This window comes from Pseudomonas salicis (assembly GCF_057128705.1).
Genome location: NZ_JBSKHU010000005.1, coordinates 586,726 through 606,905, shown reverse-complemented (window position 1 = coordinate 606,905; position 20,180 = coordinate 586,726). Strand labels below are relative to the sequence as shown.

The window sequence follows — 20,180 nt, the reverse complement described above, 5'->3', positions numbered from 1 at the left end:
AAGCCGCGTCGGATGTACGCATCCGACGCGGCTTTTTAACGATTTTAAAGACGAAACGCCGATTTCTAATAAAAACGGCAGCGCTTTAACCGTTTTGACGAATCAGCTCGACAGTTGATTGGCAAACTGCCCCACCGCGCTCACCACCCGTTGCGCACCGTCTTGAATCTCCACGATCACCGACCCGGCCTCACCTGCCAGCTCCAGGCCCTGCTGCGCTTGTTGCTTACCGCTGATGATCACGTTGACGGCCTGTTCAGCCAGTACCTGGTTCTGCTTCACCACACCGACGATTTCTTCGGTGGCTTTGCTGGTGCGCGAGGCCAACTGGCGGACTTCGTCGGCGACCACGGCAAACCCACGGCCTTGTTCGCCGGCCCGGGCCGCCTCAATGGCAGCGTTGAGGGCGAGCAGGTTGGTCTGGTCGGCGATGCTGCTGATGGCCTGGATGATGGAGCCGATCAGTTGGGATTGCTTGTCCAGCGCCGAGATGCGATCAGCGGCCTGTTCCATGTGTCCGGCCAGCTCTCGCATGACTTCAACCGTCTGCTGAACCACCGCTGCGCCTTTCTGCGCGCTGCTGTCCGTTTGCTGCGAGGTGCTGAAGGCAATGTTGGCGGCTTCGGCCACCGCATTTTCCCGGTTGACCTGATCGGTGATGACCGTGGCGAATTTCACCACTTTGTACAGGCGATCATGGGCGTCGGTGATCGGGTTGTACGACGCTTCGAGCCAGACTTCACGCCCCCGGCTGTCCACGCGTTTGAAACGACCGGTGACGAATTCGCCACGGCGCAGTTTGTCCCAGAATGTCTGGTATTCCGGAGAGCTGGATTCTTGGGGGTCGCAAAAGATGCGGTGGTGCTGACCCTGGATCTGCGTGAGCGAGTAGCCCATCGAACCCAGGAAACGCTCGTTGGCGGCAAGCACTTCGCCATTCAGGTTGAACTCGATCACGGCGGTGGAGCGCTGCAGCGCTTCGATCAGGTTTTCGTGCTCGCGGGAGTTTTCGATGGTGCGCGTCAGATCTTTGGAGTGGATCGTGAAATACGCCACCTTTCCACTGCCATCGCGTACGGGTTGCACGATCGAACGCAGCCAGGCTTCTTGGCCATTGCCACGCAGCAGACGCAAGGCGCCGCTGAAATGCTCGCCTCGGCTGATGGCGGATTTCACGCGCTGAAAGATATCAAGGCTTTTGACGTGAGCGGGGGCCAACTCTTCGATGGAACGCCCGACAAGATCAGCGCTGCGGTAATGCATTTCCTTTTCAAAGTTGTTATTGACGGACTCGATACGACCCTGCGCGTCCAGGCGCATGCACAGCATTTCGCTGTCCAGACTGCTCCTCACCTGCTCCACCGATGAAAGTTCTTCACGCAGCGCGGCCAACTCTTGCTTCAGACGTTTATTGAACATGAAAGACGAACTTCCAGAGAGATGAAGGGGATCGTCCTCAGCATCGGCCTGGCCCGTGGTTTCTTGAGCTTAAACGCGGCGAAGCAGCGTTTTTCAGCCCGTCTCGGGCGAATGAACCTGCGCCCGAAAATGCCGTCTGTGAAACGGTGATCGCAACAAAGGGATTTACTCATCGCACAATTGCCACATACTGCCCGCGCTGCTTTTATTTCGTCAGAGCCACTTTTCAAACTGTCAGGTTCATTTTCATGAAAAAAATTCTGCCTTATCTGTTGAGCGCCGCCGTCACTTTTATTCCAGCGGCTTTCGTCCAGGCGGCCACCCCTCCGGCCCCTGTCCAACTGACCATTCTCAGCTCCGGCGGCATCATGGGCGCCTTCAAAGCTGTCACCCCGGACTACGAACAACGCGTGGGCGTGAAATTGCAAGGCGAGGTCGCGCCGTCGATGGGCGCGACCCCACAGGCCATCCCGAACCGCCTCGCTCGCCAGGAACCCGCCGACGTGGTGCTGATGGTGGGCGCTGCGCTGGACAAGCTCATTAAAGATGGCCAGGTCGATCCGAAAAGCCGCGTGGACCTGGGCAAATCCTACATCGCCATGGCCGTGAAACATGGCGCGCCGCACCCTGACATCAGCACCATGGAAGCCTTCAAGCAGACCCTGCTAGACGCCAAGAGCATCGCTTATTCCGACAGCGCCAGTGGCGTTTACCTGTCCCGCGTGCTGTTCAATCAGATGCATATCGCTGACCGCATTCAAAGCAAGAGCCGCATGATCCCGGCCGAACCGGTGGGTGAAGTGGTCGCACGCGGCGACGCGGAAATCGGCTTCCAGCAACTGAGCGAATTGAAGCCGGTGGACGGCATCGACATCATCGGCCTGATCCCCGATCAAGCGCAGCAGATGACCCTTTACTCCGCGGGCGTGGTCGCCAAAAGCAAACACCCGGAACAGGCCAGGCAGTTTCTGGAGTTTCTGAGTTCGTCGGCGGCTGCACCCGCGATCAAGGCGAGTGGGTTGGACCCGATTGCGAAGTGATTGAAGGCGGGCTGGGGTTCATCATCTGAGTGATTTCCCTGTAGGCGCGAATTTATTCGCGATAGGCCAGTACATCCGACGCAGATTTATCGGCTGTACACACGTCTCGCGAATGAATTCGCTCCCACAGGTTTCATTTTTCACTGGCCCAAATCCAGCTCAATCAACTCCCCGCGCACCTCAAGCCCGTCGATGTGCAACACGCCGACCGTTATCGGCAATTTGAAGCGCCGAGGCCCTGCGCTGCCGGGGTTGATGAACAGCACACCGTGACGCAGCTGTTGCAGCGGCTTGTGGGAGTGGCCGGTGACGACGACCCGGATGTCCGGCGGCAGCGTTTCAGGCACGTCGGCGAGGATGTGGGTGACGTAAATCCCGACGTCGCCAATCCGCAGCACCGCCTCGAACGGTACGTCCGCAGCCCAAGCGTCGTCGGTGTCGTTGTTGCCTCGCACGACGGTCAGCGGCGCGATCTTCCTCAATGCCTCAAGAATCTCCGGCTTGCCGATGTCGCCGCCATGAATCAGGTAGTCGCACCCCTGCAACGCCTCCAACGCTCGAGGCCGCAGCAGCCCGTGGGTGTCTGAGATCAGGCCAACTTTAACGCCCATCGCTCACCCTCCAAGGGAGGCCACAGCGGTCTGGCGGGCCTGCACACGCTTCATGCAGATCATCGCGACCACGGCCACCAACGCCACAAGCGACGCGAAAAACTCGCCGACATGGGGCAAGCCAAACGCCCGCACGCTGAACCCGACGCCGACCACCGGCACGGAAATCGAGATGTACAGCACCACGAAAAACGCCGACGTCACTGCGGCCTTCTGATGCGGCGGGCTGCTGGCCGTCACGGCGCCCATGCCCGCACGCAGGATCATGCCCTGCCCAATGCCCGCAAACAGACCCGCGCCCACCAACAGCAGCACCTGCGCCGTGGCGATGCCGAGTCCCAGGCAGATCATCCCCAGGATCAGACCCACACAGCCCAGCGTCATGGGCGACGGTTTGGGGAGCCACTGCAGCGATGCCTGACCGATGATCGACGCCACGAAAAACAGCCCACTCACCGCACCAATCAGCAAACCACCGTGGATACCCATGATGTGGATCATCACCGACGGCACCATGCTGGTGAACAGCCCGGCCACGCTGAAACCCGCCAACCCGGCAATCGACGCCGAGATGAACACCCCGCGCACCGAGGCCGGAACCGAGGGTTTCTGGATGGTCAATCGGCGTTGCGGGGGACGCTGTACCGTTTCCCGAATCAGCGCGATGCCGAGTGTTGCCAGTAGCAACAACGCAAGGTGGACATAGAAAATCAGATGCAGCGGATCAGCCAGGTGCTGCGACGTGAAGCCCGCCAGCATCGGCCCGAGTCCCAGACCCAGCATGTTGGCCGCCGTCGCCATGAGCGTGGCGTTTTTCCAGGTTTTCGGCGCCAGCTCGATCACGGCAACCGTCGCGGTGCCGGTCATGATTCCCGCTGAAAAACCCGAAAACAGGCGCCCGATCAGCAGCCCGCCAATCGAGTCGGAAAACAGAAAAATCAGCGCACTGATCGCCCCCATGCACAGCCCGGCAAACAGCAGCGGCCGACGCCCCAACTGATCGGACCAACTCCCCACGGCCAACAAGGCCGCGATCACACCGGCGGCGTAGATCGAAAAAATGATCGTCAACCAACTCGCATCGAACCCCAAACGTTCCTGATAGATCGCGTACAGCGGGGTAGGCAGCGTAGTGCCGACCATGGTGATCAACAAGGCCGCAGCGGCGATGAAGAAGTCACGGGAAGACGGCGATGCGGGCGAGGTCATGAACCCTCCAATCGAAAGAAACGGACACACATTATGGACAGATTGCATACAAAACGTCGAAAAGCTTTCCCTCAGGAAAGCATCGTGATGCGGCCAACAGTCCGGATGAACCGGTCAGGCCAGCGATGAAAACGATAACATTCCTTCCAGTCGTGTGACCTCTGCCGCCCCTCATCGTGCTAGCCTTGCGCAATCAGACACTGCCGACGTCACCCGCGTGTTGTCCCGATCCAAGGCTGCCCGAAGTTCATGAGCAAAAAGACCCCTGTCACCATTTCCGACATTGCCCGCCGCGTGAACATGACCCCGGTCACCGTGTCCCGTGCGCTGAACAAACCCGATCTGGTGAAGCCCGCCACGCTGGCACGCATCCTCGAAGTCGCCCACGAGCTTGACTACGTGCCCAACGCCTTCGCCCGCAGCCTGAAACGCAGCGAAAGCATGATCATCGGCGTGATCACGGCGTCGGTGGACAACCCGTTTTACAGCGAGATGATCAAGGCCATTTCCCGCGAGGCGAAGAAGCACGGCTACACGATCATGCTGGTGGACACCGATGGCTCGGAAGAGCTGGAGCGCAAGGCGGTGGACACGCTGCTCAGTTATCGCGTGGCGGGCATCGTGTTGTCACCGGTGTCGGACGAGCCCGAATACCAGCCTCAATACCTGAGCCGTTTGAGCAACGGCGACATTCCGGTGGTGCAACTGGACCGCGCACTGCATGGCAGCCCGTTCAGCCATGTGGTGCTGGATAACTTCCACAGCGGCCTGAAAGGCGCGCGCTATCTATTGGCGAAGAGCCCGGAATTACAACGGTTGCTGGTGCTGACGGGCCCTGCTCATTCGCGGATTTCCGAAGAACGTTTGAAGGGCGTGAAAGCGGCGCTGGCCGAGAGTGGCAAAGACGTGCAGCTGGATGTGTTCACGGGCGATTACACCCTTGAGCCGTCGCACCGGAGCACTCTGGATTACCTCAGCACACACGCCGCGCCAGATGCGATTTTCGGCTTCAACCAGTTGATCACCCTCGGCGCCATGCGTGCGTTGCGAGATCGCGGCATCGCCCACGACAGCCTGCCCATCTGCGGCATCGACCGGCTGCCCTTCGCGGACATTTTCGGCATTCCGATTGCCTGTATCGCTCACGATGCGTCGCGGGCCGGGAGCGGTGCAGTGAAGCTGCTGTTGGAGCGGATTCAGGATCGGTTCTTGCCGAAGGCGAAGGTGGTGATTGTCGGGGAATTGGAGAATGGCGCGGCGGGCTGAGTTTCCCCGCCAAACTATGCCGAACACAAAACCTGTAGGAGCGAATTCATTCGCGACAGGCCAGTACATCCGACGCAGATGTATCGGCTGTACACCCGTCTCGCGAATGAATTCGCTCCCACAGGATCAGCATCCGGCCTCCCAATCGGGTCAAAACGTCTACCGGCTGGTATACCCCCCATCAATGGGCAACGACACCCCACTGATCATCGACGCCGCATCACTCAACAGAAACAGGATCGGTGCCGCCACTTCCGCCGTTTCAGCAAACCGCCCCAACGGAATCGCGGCCAGGGCCGGGTCACGCTTGCTCGGCTCGCTCCAGGCCATTTGCGCCATCGGCGTGAGGGTCACGGTCGGGTTGACGCTGTTGACCCGAATCCCGTGCCTGCCCCACTCGCCGCACTGCACACGGGTCATGGCGTCCATCGCGCCTTTGGAGGCGCAGTAACTCAGGTGATCGTCCAACGCCACCAATGACGCCTGGCTCGACACGTTGACGATGCTGCCTTTCACACCCTCGCCAATCATCGCCTTGGCCACGCTTCCGGCCACCATCGCCGACGCCCGCACATTAACCGCCATGACCTGATCGAAGGCCGCTGCGCTGACCTCGGTCGCCGCTTCGAGGATGGAAATGCCCGCGCAGTTGACCAGCCCGTTCATCACCGGCAACTCCGCAAGCAGCGAGGCCAGCAGTGCATGGTCTGCCACATCCACTCGCAACACGTGGCAGCCCTGATCGGCCATGTCCAGCAACGCCGTCGCGTCGCGCCCCAAGGCATACACCTCGGCGCCACTGGCCAAGAGTTGCTGCGCGACCTCGCGACCGATGCCGCTGGTGGCGCCGGTCACCAGCACGCGCTGGCCGCTGAAATCAAACTGTGCGGTGTTCACATTCACGCTCCCTGAAGGCGATGCATGATCGGTTTGAGCGCCGGGTACAGCGCCACGTAATCGGCGAAAAGCCGCGAGTACAGCGCGACGTTTTCCGCCTGCGGTTCGGCGCGACGTTCCAGTTGAACCCAGCCTTTGTGCACTTGCGCGTCGTCCACCAACCCCACCGCGTGGGCAGCCAGAAGCGCCGCGCCGAGGGCAGCTTCGACCTCCTGCACGATGGTGTAGACCGGGAAGTTGGTGACGTCGGCGATGATCTGCATCCACAGGTCCGAATGGCTCGCGCCGCCGACCACGATCAGCTGCGGGTCCAGCGATTGCGCGCCTTTGGTGCCCGCCTCGATGTTGTGCCGCAACGCGAAGGTCACGCCTTCGAGCACTGCGCGATAGAGATGAATGCGGCTGTGGAACAGGGTCAGGCCGACGAAGCTGCCGCTGGCTTTCGGGTCCCATACCGGGCTGCGCTCGCCCATCAGATAAGGCTGGAACAGCACGCCGTCGCTGCCTGCGGGAATCTTCGTCGCGGCACGTTCGAGGATGGCGTGGCTGTCCTCGCCGGTCTCGCGGCCCTGCTGTTCTTCGGCTTGGCAGAACTGCTCGCGAAACCAGCTGACCGAAGCCCCTGCCGTGATCGCGCCGCCAAAGATGTAGAGGTCTTTCGCGCCGTTGAAGACGTGGGGAAAACTCACCAGACCATGGCGCGCATCGACCTGCTGGTTGAGGTAGCCCCAGCACATGCTGGTGCCGATCATGGCGACGTGGTTGCCCGCTTGGGTGACGCCCGCCGCGAAGGTCGCCATCGCTGCATCGACGCCGCCGCCGAGCAACGGGATGGCGGCTTGCAGGCCCAGACGTTCGGCCCATTCCGGCAGCAGGTCACCGACCACGTCACCGGAATGCACGAGGCGTTCGGGCATCATCGACTGAGGAATACCCAGTGCGTCGAGCATCTCCGCCGACCAGCTTCGCGCTTCGACGTCGTAGACGCCGCCGATGTTGCCCGCCGAGCTGTGATCCACCGCGACTTCACCCGTGAGGCAGTAATTGATGTAGCTGTTAGGCGGCAGCAGGTAGCAGGTGTCGGCCCAGATTTGGGGTTGTTTGTCTCTGAGCCAGAGCATTTTGGTGAAGCCGTAGTAGCTGTCCACCGAGTTGCCGGTAATCGCGTAGAGGCGTTCGAGATCGACATTCTGATTGACCCACGCAACCTGTTCTTCGGCGCGGCGGTCCATCCAGATCAGGCAGGGGTAAAGCGGTTTGATCTGCGCATCGACGGCGATGCCGGAGCCGCCATACAGGCTGCTGACGCAGAGGGATTTGACGCTGTCTTTCGGCACGCCGCTTTTTGTCATGCAGGCGGCGACGCAGATTTCCACCGCATCGAGCCAGACCTGCGGCCACTGCTCGGCCCAGCGCGGTTTGGGCGTATCGACTTTGTAGCCGTGACTGTGCTGCGCGACGATCCGGCCCTGAGCATCCACCAGCAATGCCTTGGTGCTCTGGGTGCCGATGTCGACCCCAATGACGTATTTCATCTTCGTGCGCTCTCTTGTTATTGGGTAAATCGGAGGATCTTCGGCGCTTGTACCGATGTCATCGCGAATGAATTCGCTCCCACAGGGGGATCGCGTTCCAACCTGACGGGCACATTCGTACCGATGTAATTGCGGGCACATTCGCTCTCACGGGAGGATCGCCATTCTCCTGTGGGAGCGAACTCATTCGCGAAGCGGTGTAAGGCGCGCCCCGATCTCAGGCGCCTGCCACCGGCTTGAGCAGCACCTTGATCGACTTGGTCGAATTTGCCAGTTCGAACGCTTCAGCGTAGTCATCCAGGCCAAAGTCGTGGGTGACGATGCCTTCGGAGGTCACAAGCCCTCGCTCGAACAGGTCGATGGCAATCGGGTAGCAATACGGCCCCAGGTGGGCGCCGCGCACGTCCAGTTCCTTGCGGTCGCCGATGATCGACCAGTCGGCGCTGGTCTCGGCGCCGAACACGCTGAACTCGACGAAACGCCCCAGTTTGCGAATCAGGTCCAGGCCTTGGGTCACACCGACCGGCACGCCAGTGGTCTCGATGTACACGTCGCAGCCGTAGCCGTCGGTGAGGCCATTGATGATCTCGCGGGCGTTGTCGCGGCTCGGGTTGATCACCACGTCGGCGCCGAATTTCTTCGCCAGTTCCAGACGCTCATCCACCATATCGATGACCACTAGTTTCTTCGGCGTCTTCAACGCGGCGACTTGCACCATGCACAGACCCAGCGTGCCCGCCCCGGCAATCACCAACACGTCGTCGAGCTGCACGTCGCCACGATTGACGGTGTGAATCGAGCAGGCCATCGGCTCGATCAGTGCGGAGTCTTCCAGCGAAACGGACTCGGGAATCTTGTGCACGATGGCGGTTTTCGGGATGCGCATGTACTGCGCCATGCCGCCCTCGGCCACGTCTTTCTGGAAGCCGAAAATGTTGTGCACTTCGCACATCCAGTACTTGCCGGATTTGCAGAATTTGCACTTCTCGCAAGGCACGATCTGCTCGGCAATGACCTTGTCGCCGACCTTCACGCCGAAGTGCTCTTCAGCGCCCTCGCCCACTGAATCCACGTAGCCGAAGAACTCGTGGCCTGGCACCACAGGCGCCTTGACCCACGGGCTTTCGCCGCCCCAGAACATCGCCGCGCCCGAATGGCATTTGCAGTCACTGGCGCAGATGCCGCAGGCGCCGATGCGGATGACCAACTCGTTGATGCGCGCCACCGGTTTGGTGATGCGCTCCAGACGGTAGTCTTTTGGCGCGTGGCAGACGACGGCTTGCATGGTGGTTTTTGTGTTTTGTTCCATGTCGGTTCACCTGTTCAGAGAAGTCATGTGTACGCAGCTCTTGTGTGGGAGCCGGTATGAATGTTCAAAATCGGTTTATTTATGCCGCTGCCGACTGATGAAAATCGCCAGCAAAATGATTCCGCCCTTGATCACGCTCTGCACGTAAGGCGACACGCCGAGCATGTTCAAACCGTTGTTGAGCACACCCAACAGCATGGCCCCGACCAGCGTGCCGATGATCACGCCGCGACCACCGGCAATCGACGCGCCGCCCAACACCACGGCGGCAATGGCGTCCAGCTCGAAACCGACCCCGGCATTCGGCTGGCCGCTCATCAAACGCGACGACAGCACCAGACCGGCAATCGCCGCCGTGAGCCCGCTGATCGAGTACACCAGCAGCTTGAAGCGCGACGCCCGCACGCCGGACAGGCGCACCGCTTCCTCGTTGCCGCCGATGGCGTAGACGTAGCGCCCGATGCGCGTGTGCTGCAGCAGCACCCACGCGAAGAAGTAGGTCAGCAGCATGATCAGGATCGGCACCTGAATGCCGAATAACGTGCCGCGACCGAACCAGGCGAACCAGTCCGGCATCCCGGAAATCGGGTAGCCGTCGGTGTACATCAAACCCAGGCCGCGGGCGATGCCCATGGTCGCGAGGGTGACGATGATCGGCGGCATTTTCAGGTAAGCGACAAAGATGCCGTTGCCCACGCCAAAACCCACGCCGATCAGCAAGCCGATGAGGATCGCAATCGGCGCCGGAACGCCTGCGACCATCAAGCCCGTGGTCAGCGTGCCGGACAGCGCCATAACCGGCCCCACCGACAGATCGATGCCGCCGGTGAGGATCACGCAGGTCATGCCCACGGCGATGATCGCGTTGATCGACACCTGTCTCGCGATGTTTTCCAGGTTCGCGCCGGTGAGGAATTTGTCGCTGGCGAAGATCATGAAGACCGTCACCACCACCAGCCCGACGAAGGGGTAAAACGCCGGTGAGCGGATCAGTTGAGCGAAGTTGAGCTTCATGCGGTTGGGTTGTGCAGTCATGGTTTTAATGGACGTGTTCACTGTTCAGACTCCCGGTGGCATGGCGCATCACTTCCTGGGGATTGATGTCGCTCGCCTGCAGCACGTTGACGATGGCGCCCTTGTTGAAGACGGCCACGCGATCGCACATGCCGATGATTTCCGGCAGTTCCGAGGAGATCATGATGATCGCGAAGCCTTGTTCGGTGAGTTTGCGCATCAGGGTGTAGATCTCCGCTTTCGCGCCCACATCGATGCCACGGGTCGGCTCGTCGAAGATCAGAATGTCGCAGTGGTGATTGATCCAGCGGGCGATCACCACCTTCTGCTGATTGCCGCCGCTGAGGTTCAGCACGCGGCTTTCGCAGGTCGGCGCCTTGATCGACAGCTGCTTCATCAGCTCGGTGGTGGTGGCATCTTCCTTGTGCCGGTCGAGCAAGTGCGCGGCGCTTTCGTACTTGCCCAGGTTGTTCAGCGAGATGTTTTCGCGAATGCTGAAATCGACGATCAGCCCTTCGCTCTTGCGACTCTCGGGCAGCAGGCCGATGCCATTGGCGAGCGCATGGGCAGGGTCGCTGAGGTTGACTGGCTGGCCACGCAACAGCACCTCCTTGCTCACCACCGGCAGCGCGCCGATCACGCCCAGCGCCAGCTCCGTGCGCCCGGAACCGACCAGACCGGCAAAACCAAGAATCTCGCCTTTGTGCAGGTTGAAGCTGTTGTGCGGACCGTTGCGGGTCAGCTGAATGTCGCGCACTTGCAGCACTACAGCGCCGCGCGGCTGGGTGGGTTTGGGCGGAAAACTGGCTTCCAGACGACGCCCGACCATCATCTCGACGAGGGTGTCGATGTCGCTGTCGGCCACGGTCAGCGCGCCGACATTGGCGCCGTCGCGCAAGACGCTGATGCGGTCGCAGACCTGAAAGATTTCCTCCAGGTGATGGGAGATGAAGATCACCGCAACGCCCTGATTTTTCAGCTCGCGCATGATGTCGAACAGCAGTTCGGCTTCGGACGGCGTCAGGGTGGCGGTCGGCTCATCGAGAATCAGCAGGCGCGCTTCGAGGGCCAGCGCCTTGGCGATCTCGACGAACTGCTGCTCGGCCACGCTCAGGTGCTGCACCGAGCAATCGAGGTTGATCTTCACCCCGAGCCGGTCGAACAGCGCGATGGCTTTCTCGCGCATCTCGCCTTTGCGCAGCAGGCCGAAACCGTTGACGATTTCGTGACCAAGGAAAATGTTTTCCACCGCGTTGAGGTACGGGATCAGGCTGAATTCCTGAAACACGATGCCGATGCCCGCCGCGATGGCTTCGTTGTAGGTCGCGAAATGCTGTTCGGCGCCGTCGATGAGGATGCTGCCTTTGTCTTGATGCTCGACACCGGCGAGGATCTTCATCAGCGTGGATTTGCCCGCGCCGTTCTCCCCCAGCAACGCGTGAATCTCGCCGCGCTCGACCGACAGGTTGATCGACTTGAGCGCGTGCACGCCGGGGTAGCTTTTACAGATGTTTTCCAGTTGCAGAAGGCAGCTCATGGGCACCTCGTCAAAGCAGAAATTGCTCAGACCCGTGCTGTTCGCCCGACCTGAAAAACGTCAGGCGAACAGCGACGGTTCCGTCACCAGCTGAAGGTCTTCGCCTTGGCCTGATCCACCAGCAGGATGTCGACGGGGATGGCCTTGGGCACTTGCGAGCCCCACTTCTTGGCCAGTGCGATGCCCAGGGCCAGACGCACCTGGTCACGCGGGTATTGAGCGGAGGTCGCGATGAACTTGCTGTTCGGCTTCTGGATTTCCTTTACCGCTTCCGGCGCGCCGTCGACGCTGGTCAGCTTGACGTCCATGCCGCTGGATTCGATGGCAGCGAGAGCGCCGAGTGAGCCGTTGTCGTTGACGCTGAACAGGCCTTTCAGATTCGGCTGCGCCTGAAGCATGTTCTCGGTCACGCTGAGTGCCTGATCACGCTCCTGCTTGCCGTTTTGAATACTGACGATTTTGATGTCCGGGTGCTTGGCCAGTGCGTCCTTGCAACCGCGAACGCGTTCGAGGATCGGCACCACGGCGATGCCGTCGAGAATGCCGACGCCGCCTTTGCCGCCGATGTTCGTGGCCAGGTATTCACAGGCCTGAACACCCGCGTCGTAGTTCTTCGAACCGACGAAGGAATCCAGCGGACCGTCCGCCTGAGCGTCGACCGCCACCACCACGACGCCTTTGTCATGGGCCTGCTTCACGGCGGATTGCACACCCACCGAATCGGTCGGGTTGATGATCAGGATGTCGATGCCCTTTTGCAGCATGTCTTCGATGTCGCTGATCTGCTTGGAAACATCGTGGCGTGCGTCTGTGACCAACAACGTCGCACCGATGCTGCCGGTGGCGTCCTGAAGGGCGTCCTTCATGGTCACGAAATAGGGGTTGTTGATCTCTTGGAACGAGGCACCGATTTTCAGCGGGCGGCTTTTGGCGTCAGCCGCCTGAACGGAGAAGGAACCGGCGCACGCCACAGCCACGGCGAGGGAGCAAAGAACGGTGGAAAAGCCTTTCTTGAGGCGAGTTGTCATAGCGAAAAATCCCGTTGTTTTTATTGTTTAAGCGGAAATGTCATCGTTAACATTTTTGAAATTAGCAGAGAAAATGGGGGTTAGCAACTGGATGAAGAAGACAGTAAATGCGCAGCCGACTACTCTTCCCGCTTCGCGATTGGACGCGCTAAACGGGGAGGATGGGAGGATGGGCGAAGATGTAGACGACGAAATCGACGACGTTGATTGGGAAGAATGGTTTGCTGAATCTTTGCCTAGTCCGGATTTCATGTCGGAAAGAGACCAGTACGACAACCAGAGAACGGAGCAACCGGCAGGCGGTTTGACAAATTTCGTTACCCCTGCCGATAATCCCTCGCTATGTCATACGACAACTTACGACATCAATAACAACAAATCGTAAACAAGGGCTTCTCACGATGACCGAATCCAACGCCCACTCCCCTTTCAATCGCCTGCTGCTCACCGGCGCGGCTGGCGGCCTCGGCAAAGTGTTGCGCGAAACCCTGCGCCCCTACGCCACGATCATTCGCCTCTCCGACATTGCGGACATGGCCCCTGCTGGCGCTCACGAAGAAGTGCAGCGTTGCGATCTCGCGGACAAAGCCGCCGTTCATCAACTGGTCGAAGGCGTCGATGCCATCGTGCATTTCGGCGGTGTGTCCACTGAGCACTCGTTCGAAGACATCCTCGGCCCGAACATCTGCGGCACCTATCACCTCTACGAAGCGGCGCGTCGGCACGGCGTGAAACGGGTGATCTTCGCCAGCTCCAACCACGTGATCGGCTTCTACCGCCAGGACGAAACCATCGACGCCAGCGCTGTGAAGCGGCCAGACAGTTACTACGGCCTGTCGAAATCCTACGGGGAAGACTTGGCCAGTTTCTATTTCGATCGCTACGGCATCGAAACGGTGAGTATCCGGATCGGCTCTTCATTCCCGGAAGCGCAGAACCGCAGAATGCTGAGCAGTTGGCTGAGCTACGACGACTTGACCCAGCTGATCGAGCGCGGTCTGTTCACGCCGAATGTCGGTCACACCGTGGTGTACGGCGCGTCCAACAACGCGAAGGTCTGGTGGGACAACCGTCTGGCCAATCACCTGGACTACCAACCCAAAGACAGCTCCGAACAGTTCCGCGCCAAGGTCGAGGCGCAACCGGCGCCGGCTGCCGATGACCCAGCGATGGTGTATCAGGGCGGCGCGTTCGTGGCGTCCGGACCTTTCGGCGATCAGTGATTTCCCCCTGCAACGGCCAGCCCGACGTTGGCCGTTCGCCCCTTCTTCAACCTTCTGGAATATTCCCGATGCAGGCTGAGCTGATCCTCGACGCGCGCAACGCCACCGGCGAGTGCCCGGTCTGGAGCGCCCGTGACAACGCGCTTTATTGGGTGGACATTCCAGCGAAAAAACTCCATCGCTATCGGCTGGATGACCAGCGCACGGACAGCTGGGAAGCGCCGCAGATGCTCGCCTGCATCGCCAGTTACGGCGACGGCACCTGGCTCGCGGGTATGGAAGATGGCCTGTTTCGGATTCGCCCCGCAGAGGATGGAACGCTCACGTCCGAACGACTGATCGACGTCGAACGCCCTCGCCCCAATATGCGTTTCAACGACGGGCGCTGTGACCGTCAAGGCCGTTTCTGGGCGGGCACGATGGTCATGGACATGGCCGCTGCGTCGTCGGTCGGCGCGCTGTATCGCTACAGCCGCGATCAGCGCGAACCGCTCACGCCTCGAATCACTGACCTGATTGTTCCCAACGGCCTGGGTTTCAGCCCCGACGGGAAGATCATGTACCTCTCGGATTCTCACCCTAACGTGCAGAAAATCTGGGCGTTCGATTACGACATCGACACCGGGATGCCCCGTGATCGTCGTCTGTTCGTGGACATGAACCTCTATCCCGGTCGCCCCGATGGCGCCGCTGTGGACGCTGACGGCTGCTATTGGATCTGCGGCAATGACGAAGGGGTCATCCACCGTTTTACCCCGGCGGGCACGCTGGATCGATCACTGTCTGTTCCCGTGAAAAAGCCGTCCATGTGTGCGTTTGGAGGCCGTGACCTGGACACGTTGTTCGTGACCTCGATCCGTCCCGGTGGCGACCTTTCCGATCAGCCACTGGCCGGTGGGGTGTTCGCGCTGCAACCCGGCGTCAAAGGGCTTGAAGAGCCGTTTTTTGGCCCGGAATAGCCTTTGAGCTCATGCGGCGACACAGAATGTGACACAAAATCGTTACGCCCTGAGAGCGCTCTGCAAAACGGTTTTTTGCGTCGATCTGTTTCAAAAACGGACAGAAAAACGACGTTATCCTCGAAAAAACACACATTTTGAAATATTTAATCCACGCACGTAGATAATCCTGTGCTAGCTGCTAGTCTGTCGACTCGCCCGCTGAATCGGTACATCTCTGGCATTGGGTCCGAGGGCATCAAACGACTCAGATACCCGCAACGAGGTTATCGCGATGCCTTACTCGACCTTCTCGGACGCTCAGGTCAGCAGCCTGATCAAGGCCATCGACAGTGACGGATACGCTGTTCTCCCGGACTGGGCCAGTCCGGCGCAATTGATGGAGCTACAAGCACTCGTACAGGCCACCGTTGAGGAAGCGGGCAACGATTATGTCGCCCTTTCTGGCCGCCAGCCCGTAGCGGGCACACCGCTCTCCGACTGGGGAAATTCACGGAATTTCATCGACCTCTGTCGCCGCATCGTTGCAGGCGCCACGGGAGAGCGTTCCAGCGACACGACGTTGACTCAGACATTGCGCTGCCTCACGGGCAACGGCGGGCGTCGCGAATCGCTGATTTTCCATTACGACTCGTTCGTCCTGACCACGATCCTGCCGGTGTGCATGCCGGACACGGGAGAGCGCGGCGACCTGCTGATGCTGCCCAATCGTCGGCCGCTGCGCCAAAGCTACCTGCGCAACCTCGTCGACAAGGTTTTGGTGGACAACCGCTGGGTACAGCGCTACCTGAAAAACCGACTCCGCCGCGACGCTCAGGCGTTTACCCGGATTGCCATGCAGCCGGGCCATCTGTACCTGTTCTGGGGCTATCGTTCGCTGCACACCAACCTCCCCGTTGCCGAAGACGCCCTGCGCGCGACGGCGGTTTTTCACTACCACAACGTGCATGGCAGCAGCTCGCTGGCGAGCCGGCTGCGCAAGTCGTTGGGAACGTTGAAAGGCCCGGATGTGCAGGACGATGTGCCGCAAACCTGATCGCTGAACCAAGCGACACCCCGGGTCAGGGCATGAACATGAATCTCCCTGTGGGAGCGAATTCATTCGCGAAGCGTCGTAACAGCCCACGCATCTTTATCGGCTGTAAGGTATTCGCGAATGAATTCGCTCCCACAGTTTTCTACCGCGGTGAGCCAGAACTCATCGCGCCCAACTTTTGAATAAGCTTATGAAGTCTGGTTATCTTCATAAACACCTCGCATAAACTCTCCTTCTATATTTATGACAATTAGTGATTAGCGGATCGCTGATTTATATCTTTATGATCTGAGCCACAGCAACCTAAACAGGAGTTCAGGACATGGCGATTCAGATCAAACCCGTGGCGGGGAAAATTGGCGCCGAGTTGAGCGGCATCAAACTTTCCGGTGACATTTCCGCGCAAGACTTCGAGTTCATCAATCAGGCACTGCTGAAACACAAGGTGCTGTTCTTCCGCGAACAGTTCCTCAACGACGACCAGCACGAAAGTTTCTCCCGTCGTTTCGGCGATCAAGTGCCACACCCAACCGTCCGCTCCGCCGAGCAGAGCCACGCGATTCTCAACCTTGATTCCCGCGAGACCCGCGCCAACTCCTGGCACACCGACGTCACGTTCGTCGCCGACTACCCAAAAGTTTCGATCCTGCGGGGCGTGGTCATTCCGCCGTACGGGGGCGACACCGTATGGGCCAACACCGCTGCCGCTTACGCCGATTTGCCTGAGCCGCTGAAAGCGCTGGCCGACAACCTGCGTGCCCTGCACACCAACGTCTACGACTATGTGACGCCAAAGGACACTGGCGAAGCGGGCGTGAAGCGTTACCGCGAACAGTTCACCGCCGAGATTTACGAAACCGAGCACCCGCTGGTGCGCGTCCATCCGGAAACCGGTGAGCGCAGCCTGATCCTCGGCCACTTCGTGAAACACATTCAGGGCGTCAGCAGCAACGATTCGAAACAGCTGATCCGCCTGTTCCACGACCGCATCACCCAGGTCGACAACACCGTGCGCTGGCGCTGGAGCGAAGGCGACGTGGTGATCTGGGACAACCGCGCCACCCAGCACATCGCGATCAACGACTACGGCCAGGAACAGCGCATCGTGCGCCGCACCACCGTGGCGGGCGACATTCCGGTGGGCGTCGATGGGCGCTCCAGCCAGGCGATCAAGCCGACGCCCGACACCCTCTCCCCGCGAACAGAAGCCGACAAAAAGCACCTGGCCGCCTGATTCCCGCTCCCCCCATTTTTAAGGAAGAACCGTCATGGCAAAGGCCAAGCGAACATCTGTATTCAGCACAAAAAGCGTAGCTACCGCACTGGCGGCGCTGCTGATGATGCCCTTGGCCGAGGCCGACGTTTTGCGCATCGGCGTGGCCAGCGCGGGGGGCGGTGATCCCGTGACCTTCAGCGGCTCGCCGCTGGGCATCGTGCGCAACCAGCAACTGCTGGAAAAAGCCTTCAAAGGCACGGGCACCGAGATTCAATGGTTCTTCTTCAAAGGCGCGGGTCCGGCGGTCAACGAAGCGCTGTCGAACCAGCAACTGGACTTCGCCTACGAAGGCGACCTGCCGCAAGTCGTCGGTCGCGCCAACGGTCTGGACACCAAGCTGCTGGCCGCCATCGGCGTGCGCTCGAACGTGTATCTCGCGGTGCCGAAGGGCTCCGACATCAAGACGATTGAAGACCTCAAGGGCAAGAAAGTCGCGGTCTTCCGTGGTACCAACGGCCATCTGGTGTCGATCAATCTGCTGGCGGACCACGGCCTGACCGAACGCGATTTGAAAGTGATCAACCTCGACAGCGGCAGCAGTCAGGCCGCGCTGGCGTCAAAGGGCGTCGATGCCGCGTTCGGCGGCCGTGAGCTGTTCAAGCTGCGGGATCAGGGCTTGGTGGACATCATTTTCGATAACCCGAACAACGACGTGCGCTACACCCGGCAGTGCGCGCTGGTGGTTCGCGGCGCCTATGAAAAGGAACACGCGGACAACGTGCAAAAAGTCGTCAACACGCTGGTCGATGCGGCCAAGTGGGAGTCCGACGAAAGCAACCGCGACGCCGTGTTGAACGAGTGGGCCAAGACCAATGAGCCGCTGGCCTCGCTCAAAGCGGACTTCGGCCACATCACCCTGCGCGACAGCGCCTCGCCGCTGGTGGATGACTTCCTCAAGGCGCGTTATCAGGCCGTCGCCGATCAGGCCAAGGAAGAGAAGATGATCCGACGTCCGGTGACCATCGACGGCTGGTTCGAAACCAAATACCTGGAAACAGCGTTGAAAGCCAAGGGGCTGCAAGGCTACTGGACCGCTTACGGCGCAGACGGCAAAGCCACGGCGAACACGGCCACGGCGTCATCGGATAAAACCGTCAACAACGGAGGCTGAGGTCATGGCCAGAGCCACCGCACCTTTACTCGACCAAGACCGGGCGCCCGCGAAAAAGCTGGCGCCGGTCGAACGCCTGCCTAACTTTCCCGCCCGCGCCCCACGGCGTGTGGCGGCCGCCAAACGCTCATCCCCGGCGTGGCAAACCCGTGCCGTGAACCTTGCCCTGCCCTGGCTGCTGCCCATCGCACTGCTCGGTCTCTGGTACGTGGGCACCGAGCGTGGCTGGCTGTCCGAGCAAGTCCTGCCGCCCCCGGCATACGTCTGGCAAACACTGACGGATCTGTTCAGCACGGGCGACCTGTGGCTTAACGCGTCGGCGAGTCTGCAACGGGTGCTGGTGGGCTTTCTCATCGGCTCGGGCCTTGGCGTGACACTGGGTCTGATGATGGGCCTGTCCAAAACCGTCGAGGATTACCTGCTGCCGACGTTCAACGCGCTGGTGCAGATTCCGGTGCTGGGCTGGATGCCCTTCGCGCTGCTGCTGTTCGGCATCGGCGAGCCGCTGAAGTACGTGCTGATCGCCCACGCCGCGCTGGTCCCGGTCACCCTCTGCACACTGCAGGCCTTTCATCAGGTGCCCAAACGCCTGCTGGAAGTGGGACAGGCTTACGGCTTCAGTCGGCGCCAGATCGTCACCGACATCGTGCTGCCTTCCGCTGTCGCACCCATTTTCACCGGCCTGCGACTGGGATTCACCAAAGCCTGGCTGTCGCTGGTGGTCGTCGAGCTGCTGGCTTCCAGCGAAGGGTTGGGCTACCTGATCGCTTACGGGCGTCAGCTGTTTCAGCTGGATCTGGTGATGGCGGCGGTGGTCGTGGTCGGCACGGTCGGGCTGCTGATCGACCGGGCGTTCGAAGTCATTGAGCGTCGTCTCAACAAAGGTCGGGCAGTGACGCCAGTGAGGGTGCTATGAGTTCGTTGACGGCAACACACGTTCCTCGCCAACACCGTTATCGCGGCTGGGTCGTGCCCGTGGTCGGCGTCGCAATCTGGTGGCTCGCGGCCAATCAGGGCTGGAGCGATTCAGGCCTGTTGGTCTCGCCACAAAAGGTCGCAGTGACGGCGTGGGATCAGGTGACCTCCGGCCAATTCTGGCGGGCGATTTCGTCGAGTCTGGCGCGCAACCTCAGCGGGTTTTTCATTGGCACGGTGCTCGGGTTGATCCTCGGCTGCTTGCTGGGCTTTTCGCGGATTTTCGAGCGCGTGGTCGGCCCAAGCTTCAACACCTTCAAGCAGATTTCCCTGTTCGCCTGGATTCCGCTGATCTCAGTGTGGTTCGGATTGGGCGACGTCGCGAAAGTCGTGTTCCTCTCCCTCGCCGCGCTGGTGCCGGTGGTGGTCAACACCTGCGACGGTTTGCGTAACGTGCCGAATGCGTTTCTGGAGGTGGCGAAGGTGTACGGCTTCAGCCGCTGGCAGACTGTGATCGGCGTCATGCTCCCCGCCGCGTTGCCCTCGATCTTTACCGGGATTTACCTGGCGCTGGTGTACTCGTGGCTCGCCACCATAGGCGCCGAATACCTGCTGGTGTCCGGCGACGGCATCGGCAACACGCTGATCGACGGCAGCGAGCATTTCATGATGGACCTTGTGCTGTTCGGCATGGTGATCATCGGTCTGGTCGGTTGGGGGCTGAACGTCCTCGCCCGCCGACTCGAACGACGCATGCAACGGCTCTACGGCATCACGCCGCGCTAGTTTTCCCTT

At 60.4% G+C, this 20,180-nt stretch carries 18 protein-coding genes and 2 pseudogenes; 10 read left to right on the top strand and 10 right to left on the bottom strand.

Going from position 1 to position 20,180, the window contains the following annotated elements:
- Positions 1-102 precede the first annotated feature (102 nt).
- Positions 103-537, bottom strand: a pseudogene (locus tag ACWKWE_RS21125) (methyl-accepting chemotaxis protein); the annotation flags it as partial.
- Positions 538-642: 105 nt separating this feature from the next.
- Positions 643-1,320 (bottom strand): annotated as a pseudogene (locus ACWKWE_RS21120) (PAS domain-containing protein); the annotation flags it as partial.
- A gap of 347 nt (positions 1,321-1,667) precedes the next feature.
- Here ACWKWE_RS21120 and ACWKWE_RS21115 point away from each other — a divergent pair.
- Entirely contained in the window at positions 1,668-2,459 is a 792-nt protein-coding gene (locus tag ACWKWE_RS21115; RefSeq protein WP_166597029.1) for a substrate-binding domain-containing protein, read from the top strand.
- Between the two features lie 140 nt (positions 2,460-2,599).
- Here ACWKWE_RS21115 and ACWKWE_RS21110 read toward each other — a convergent pair whose 3' ends face one another.
- Both ACWKWE_RS21110 and ACWKWE_RS21105 read right to left on the bottom strand, forming a co-directional pair.
- The gene (locus ACWKWE_RS21110) at positions 2,600-3,070 is read right to left on the bottom strand and encodes a metallophosphoesterase family protein (RefSeq protein WP_483851594.1); all 471 of its coding nucleotides are present in this window, start codon (positions 3,068-3,070) and stop codon (positions 2,600-2,602) included.
- 3 nt (positions 3,071-3,073) lie between these two features.
- Positions 3,074-4,279, bottom strand: a complete 1,206-nt coding sequence (locus tag ACWKWE_RS21105) for an MFS transporter (RefSeq protein WP_483851593.1) — start codon at positions 4,277-4,279, stop codon at positions 3,074-3,076.
- Between the two features lie 249 nt (positions 4,280-4,528).
- Between ACWKWE_RS21105 and ACWKWE_RS21100 the strand changes: the two genes are divergently transcribed.
- A complete protein-coding gene (locus ACWKWE_RS21100; protein WP_483851592.1) occupies positions 4,529-5,545 on the top strand; it encodes a LacI family DNA-binding transcriptional regulator in 1,017 nt (338 codons plus the stop codon).
- Between the two features lie 159 nt (positions 5,546-5,704).
- Here ACWKWE_RS21100 and ACWKWE_RS21095 read toward each other — a convergent pair whose 3' ends face one another.
- The 6 genes from ACWKWE_RS21095 to ACWKWE_RS21070 form a co-directional block, all read right to left on the bottom strand.
- Entirely contained in the window at positions 5,705-6,442 is a 738-nt protein-coding gene (locus ACWKWE_RS21095) for an SDR family oxidoreductase (RefSeq protein ID WP_341959934.1), read from the bottom strand.
- Positions 6,443-6,444: 2 nt separating this feature from the next.
- Complete coding sequence (locus ACWKWE_RS21090) at positions 6,445-7,977, bottom strand: FGGY-family carbohydrate kinase (RefSeq protein WP_483851591.1); 1,533 nt, start codon at positions 7,975-7,977, stop codon at positions 6,445-6,447.
- A gap of 217 nt (positions 7,978-8,194) precedes the next feature.
- A complete protein-coding gene (locus ACWKWE_RS21085) occupies positions 8,195-9,286 on the bottom strand; it encodes an alcohol dehydrogenase catalytic domain-containing protein (protein ID WP_166597035.1) in 1,092 nt (363 codons plus the stop codon).
- Positions 9,287-9,361: 75 nt separating this feature from the next.
- Positions 9,362-10,321 carry an ABC transporter permease gene (locus ACWKWE_RS21080; RefSeq protein WP_341964628.1) on the bottom strand — a complete coding sequence of 320 codons (960 nt, stop codon included), beginning with the start codon at positions 10,319-10,321 and terminating at the stop codon, positions 9,362-9,364.
- A gap of 4 nt (positions 10,322-10,325) precedes the next feature.
- Entirely contained in the window at positions 10,326-11,837 is a 1,512-nt protein-coding gene (locus ACWKWE_RS21075; RefSeq protein ID WP_483851590.1) for a sugar ABC transporter ATP-binding protein, read from the bottom strand.
- Positions 11,838-11,920: 83 nt separating this feature from the next.
- The gene (locus ACWKWE_RS21070; protein WP_483851589.1) at positions 11,921-12,865 is read right to left on the bottom strand and encodes a substrate-binding domain-containing protein; all 945 of its coding nucleotides are present in this window, start codon (positions 12,863-12,865) and stop codon (positions 11,921-11,923) included.
- A gap of 169 nt (positions 12,866-13,034) precedes the next feature.
- On the opposite strand from ACWKWE_RS21070, the gene ACWKWE_RS21065 reads away from it, so the two are divergent.
- From ACWKWE_RS21065 to ACWKWE_RS21030, 8 genes are all read left to right on the top strand, one after another.
- On the top strand, positions 13,035-13,250 hold the full coding sequence (locus ACWKWE_RS21065; protein WP_483851588.1) for a hypothetical protein: 216 nt from the start codon (positions 13,035-13,037) through the stop codon (positions 13,248-13,250).
- A gap of 16 nt (positions 13,251-13,266) precedes the next feature.
- The gene (locus tag ACWKWE_RS21060) at positions 13,267-14,088 is read left to right on the top strand and encodes an NAD-dependent epimerase/dehydratase family protein (RefSeq protein WP_483851587.1); all 822 of its coding nucleotides are present in this window, start codon (positions 13,267-13,269) and stop codon (positions 14,086-14,088) included.
- A 68-nt stretch (positions 14,089-14,156) separates the two neighbouring features.
- Positions 14,157-15,047, top strand: a complete 891-nt coding sequence (locus ACWKWE_RS21055) for an SMP-30/gluconolactonase/LRE family protein (protein WP_483851586.1) — start codon at positions 14,157-14,159, stop codon at positions 15,045-15,047.
- A 274-nt stretch (positions 15,048-15,321) separates the two neighbouring features.
- Positions 15,322-16,083, top strand: coding sequence for a hypothetical protein (locus ACWKWE_RS21050; protein ID WP_483851585.1), 762 nt, complete (start codon positions 15,322-15,324; stop codon positions 16,081-16,083).
- A 322-nt stretch (positions 16,084-16,405) separates the two neighbouring features.
- On the top strand, positions 16,406-17,317 hold the full coding sequence (locus tag ACWKWE_RS21045) for a TauD/TfdA dioxygenase family protein (RefSeq protein ID WP_483851584.1): 912 nt from the start codon (positions 16,406-16,408) through the stop codon (positions 17,315-17,317).
- A gap of 34 nt (positions 17,318-17,351) precedes the next feature.
- A complete protein-coding gene (locus ACWKWE_RS21040) occupies positions 17,352-18,470 on the top strand; it encodes an ABC transporter substrate-binding protein (protein ID WP_483851583.1) in 1,119 nt (372 codons plus the stop codon).
- 4 nt (positions 18,471-18,474) lie between these two features.
- A complete protein-coding gene (locus ACWKWE_RS21035) occupies positions 18,475-19,386 on the top strand; it encodes an ABC transporter permease (protein ID WP_483851582.1) in 912 nt (303 codons plus the stop codon).
- A complete protein-coding gene (locus ACWKWE_RS21030; protein WP_166597044.1) occupies positions 19,383-20,171 on the top strand; it encodes an ABC transporter permease in 789 nt (262 codons plus the stop codon). Before ACWKWE_RS21035 ends, ACWKWE_RS21030 begins: the two co-directional genes overlap by 4 nt.
- Positions 20,172-20,180: the final 9 nt, after the last annotated feature.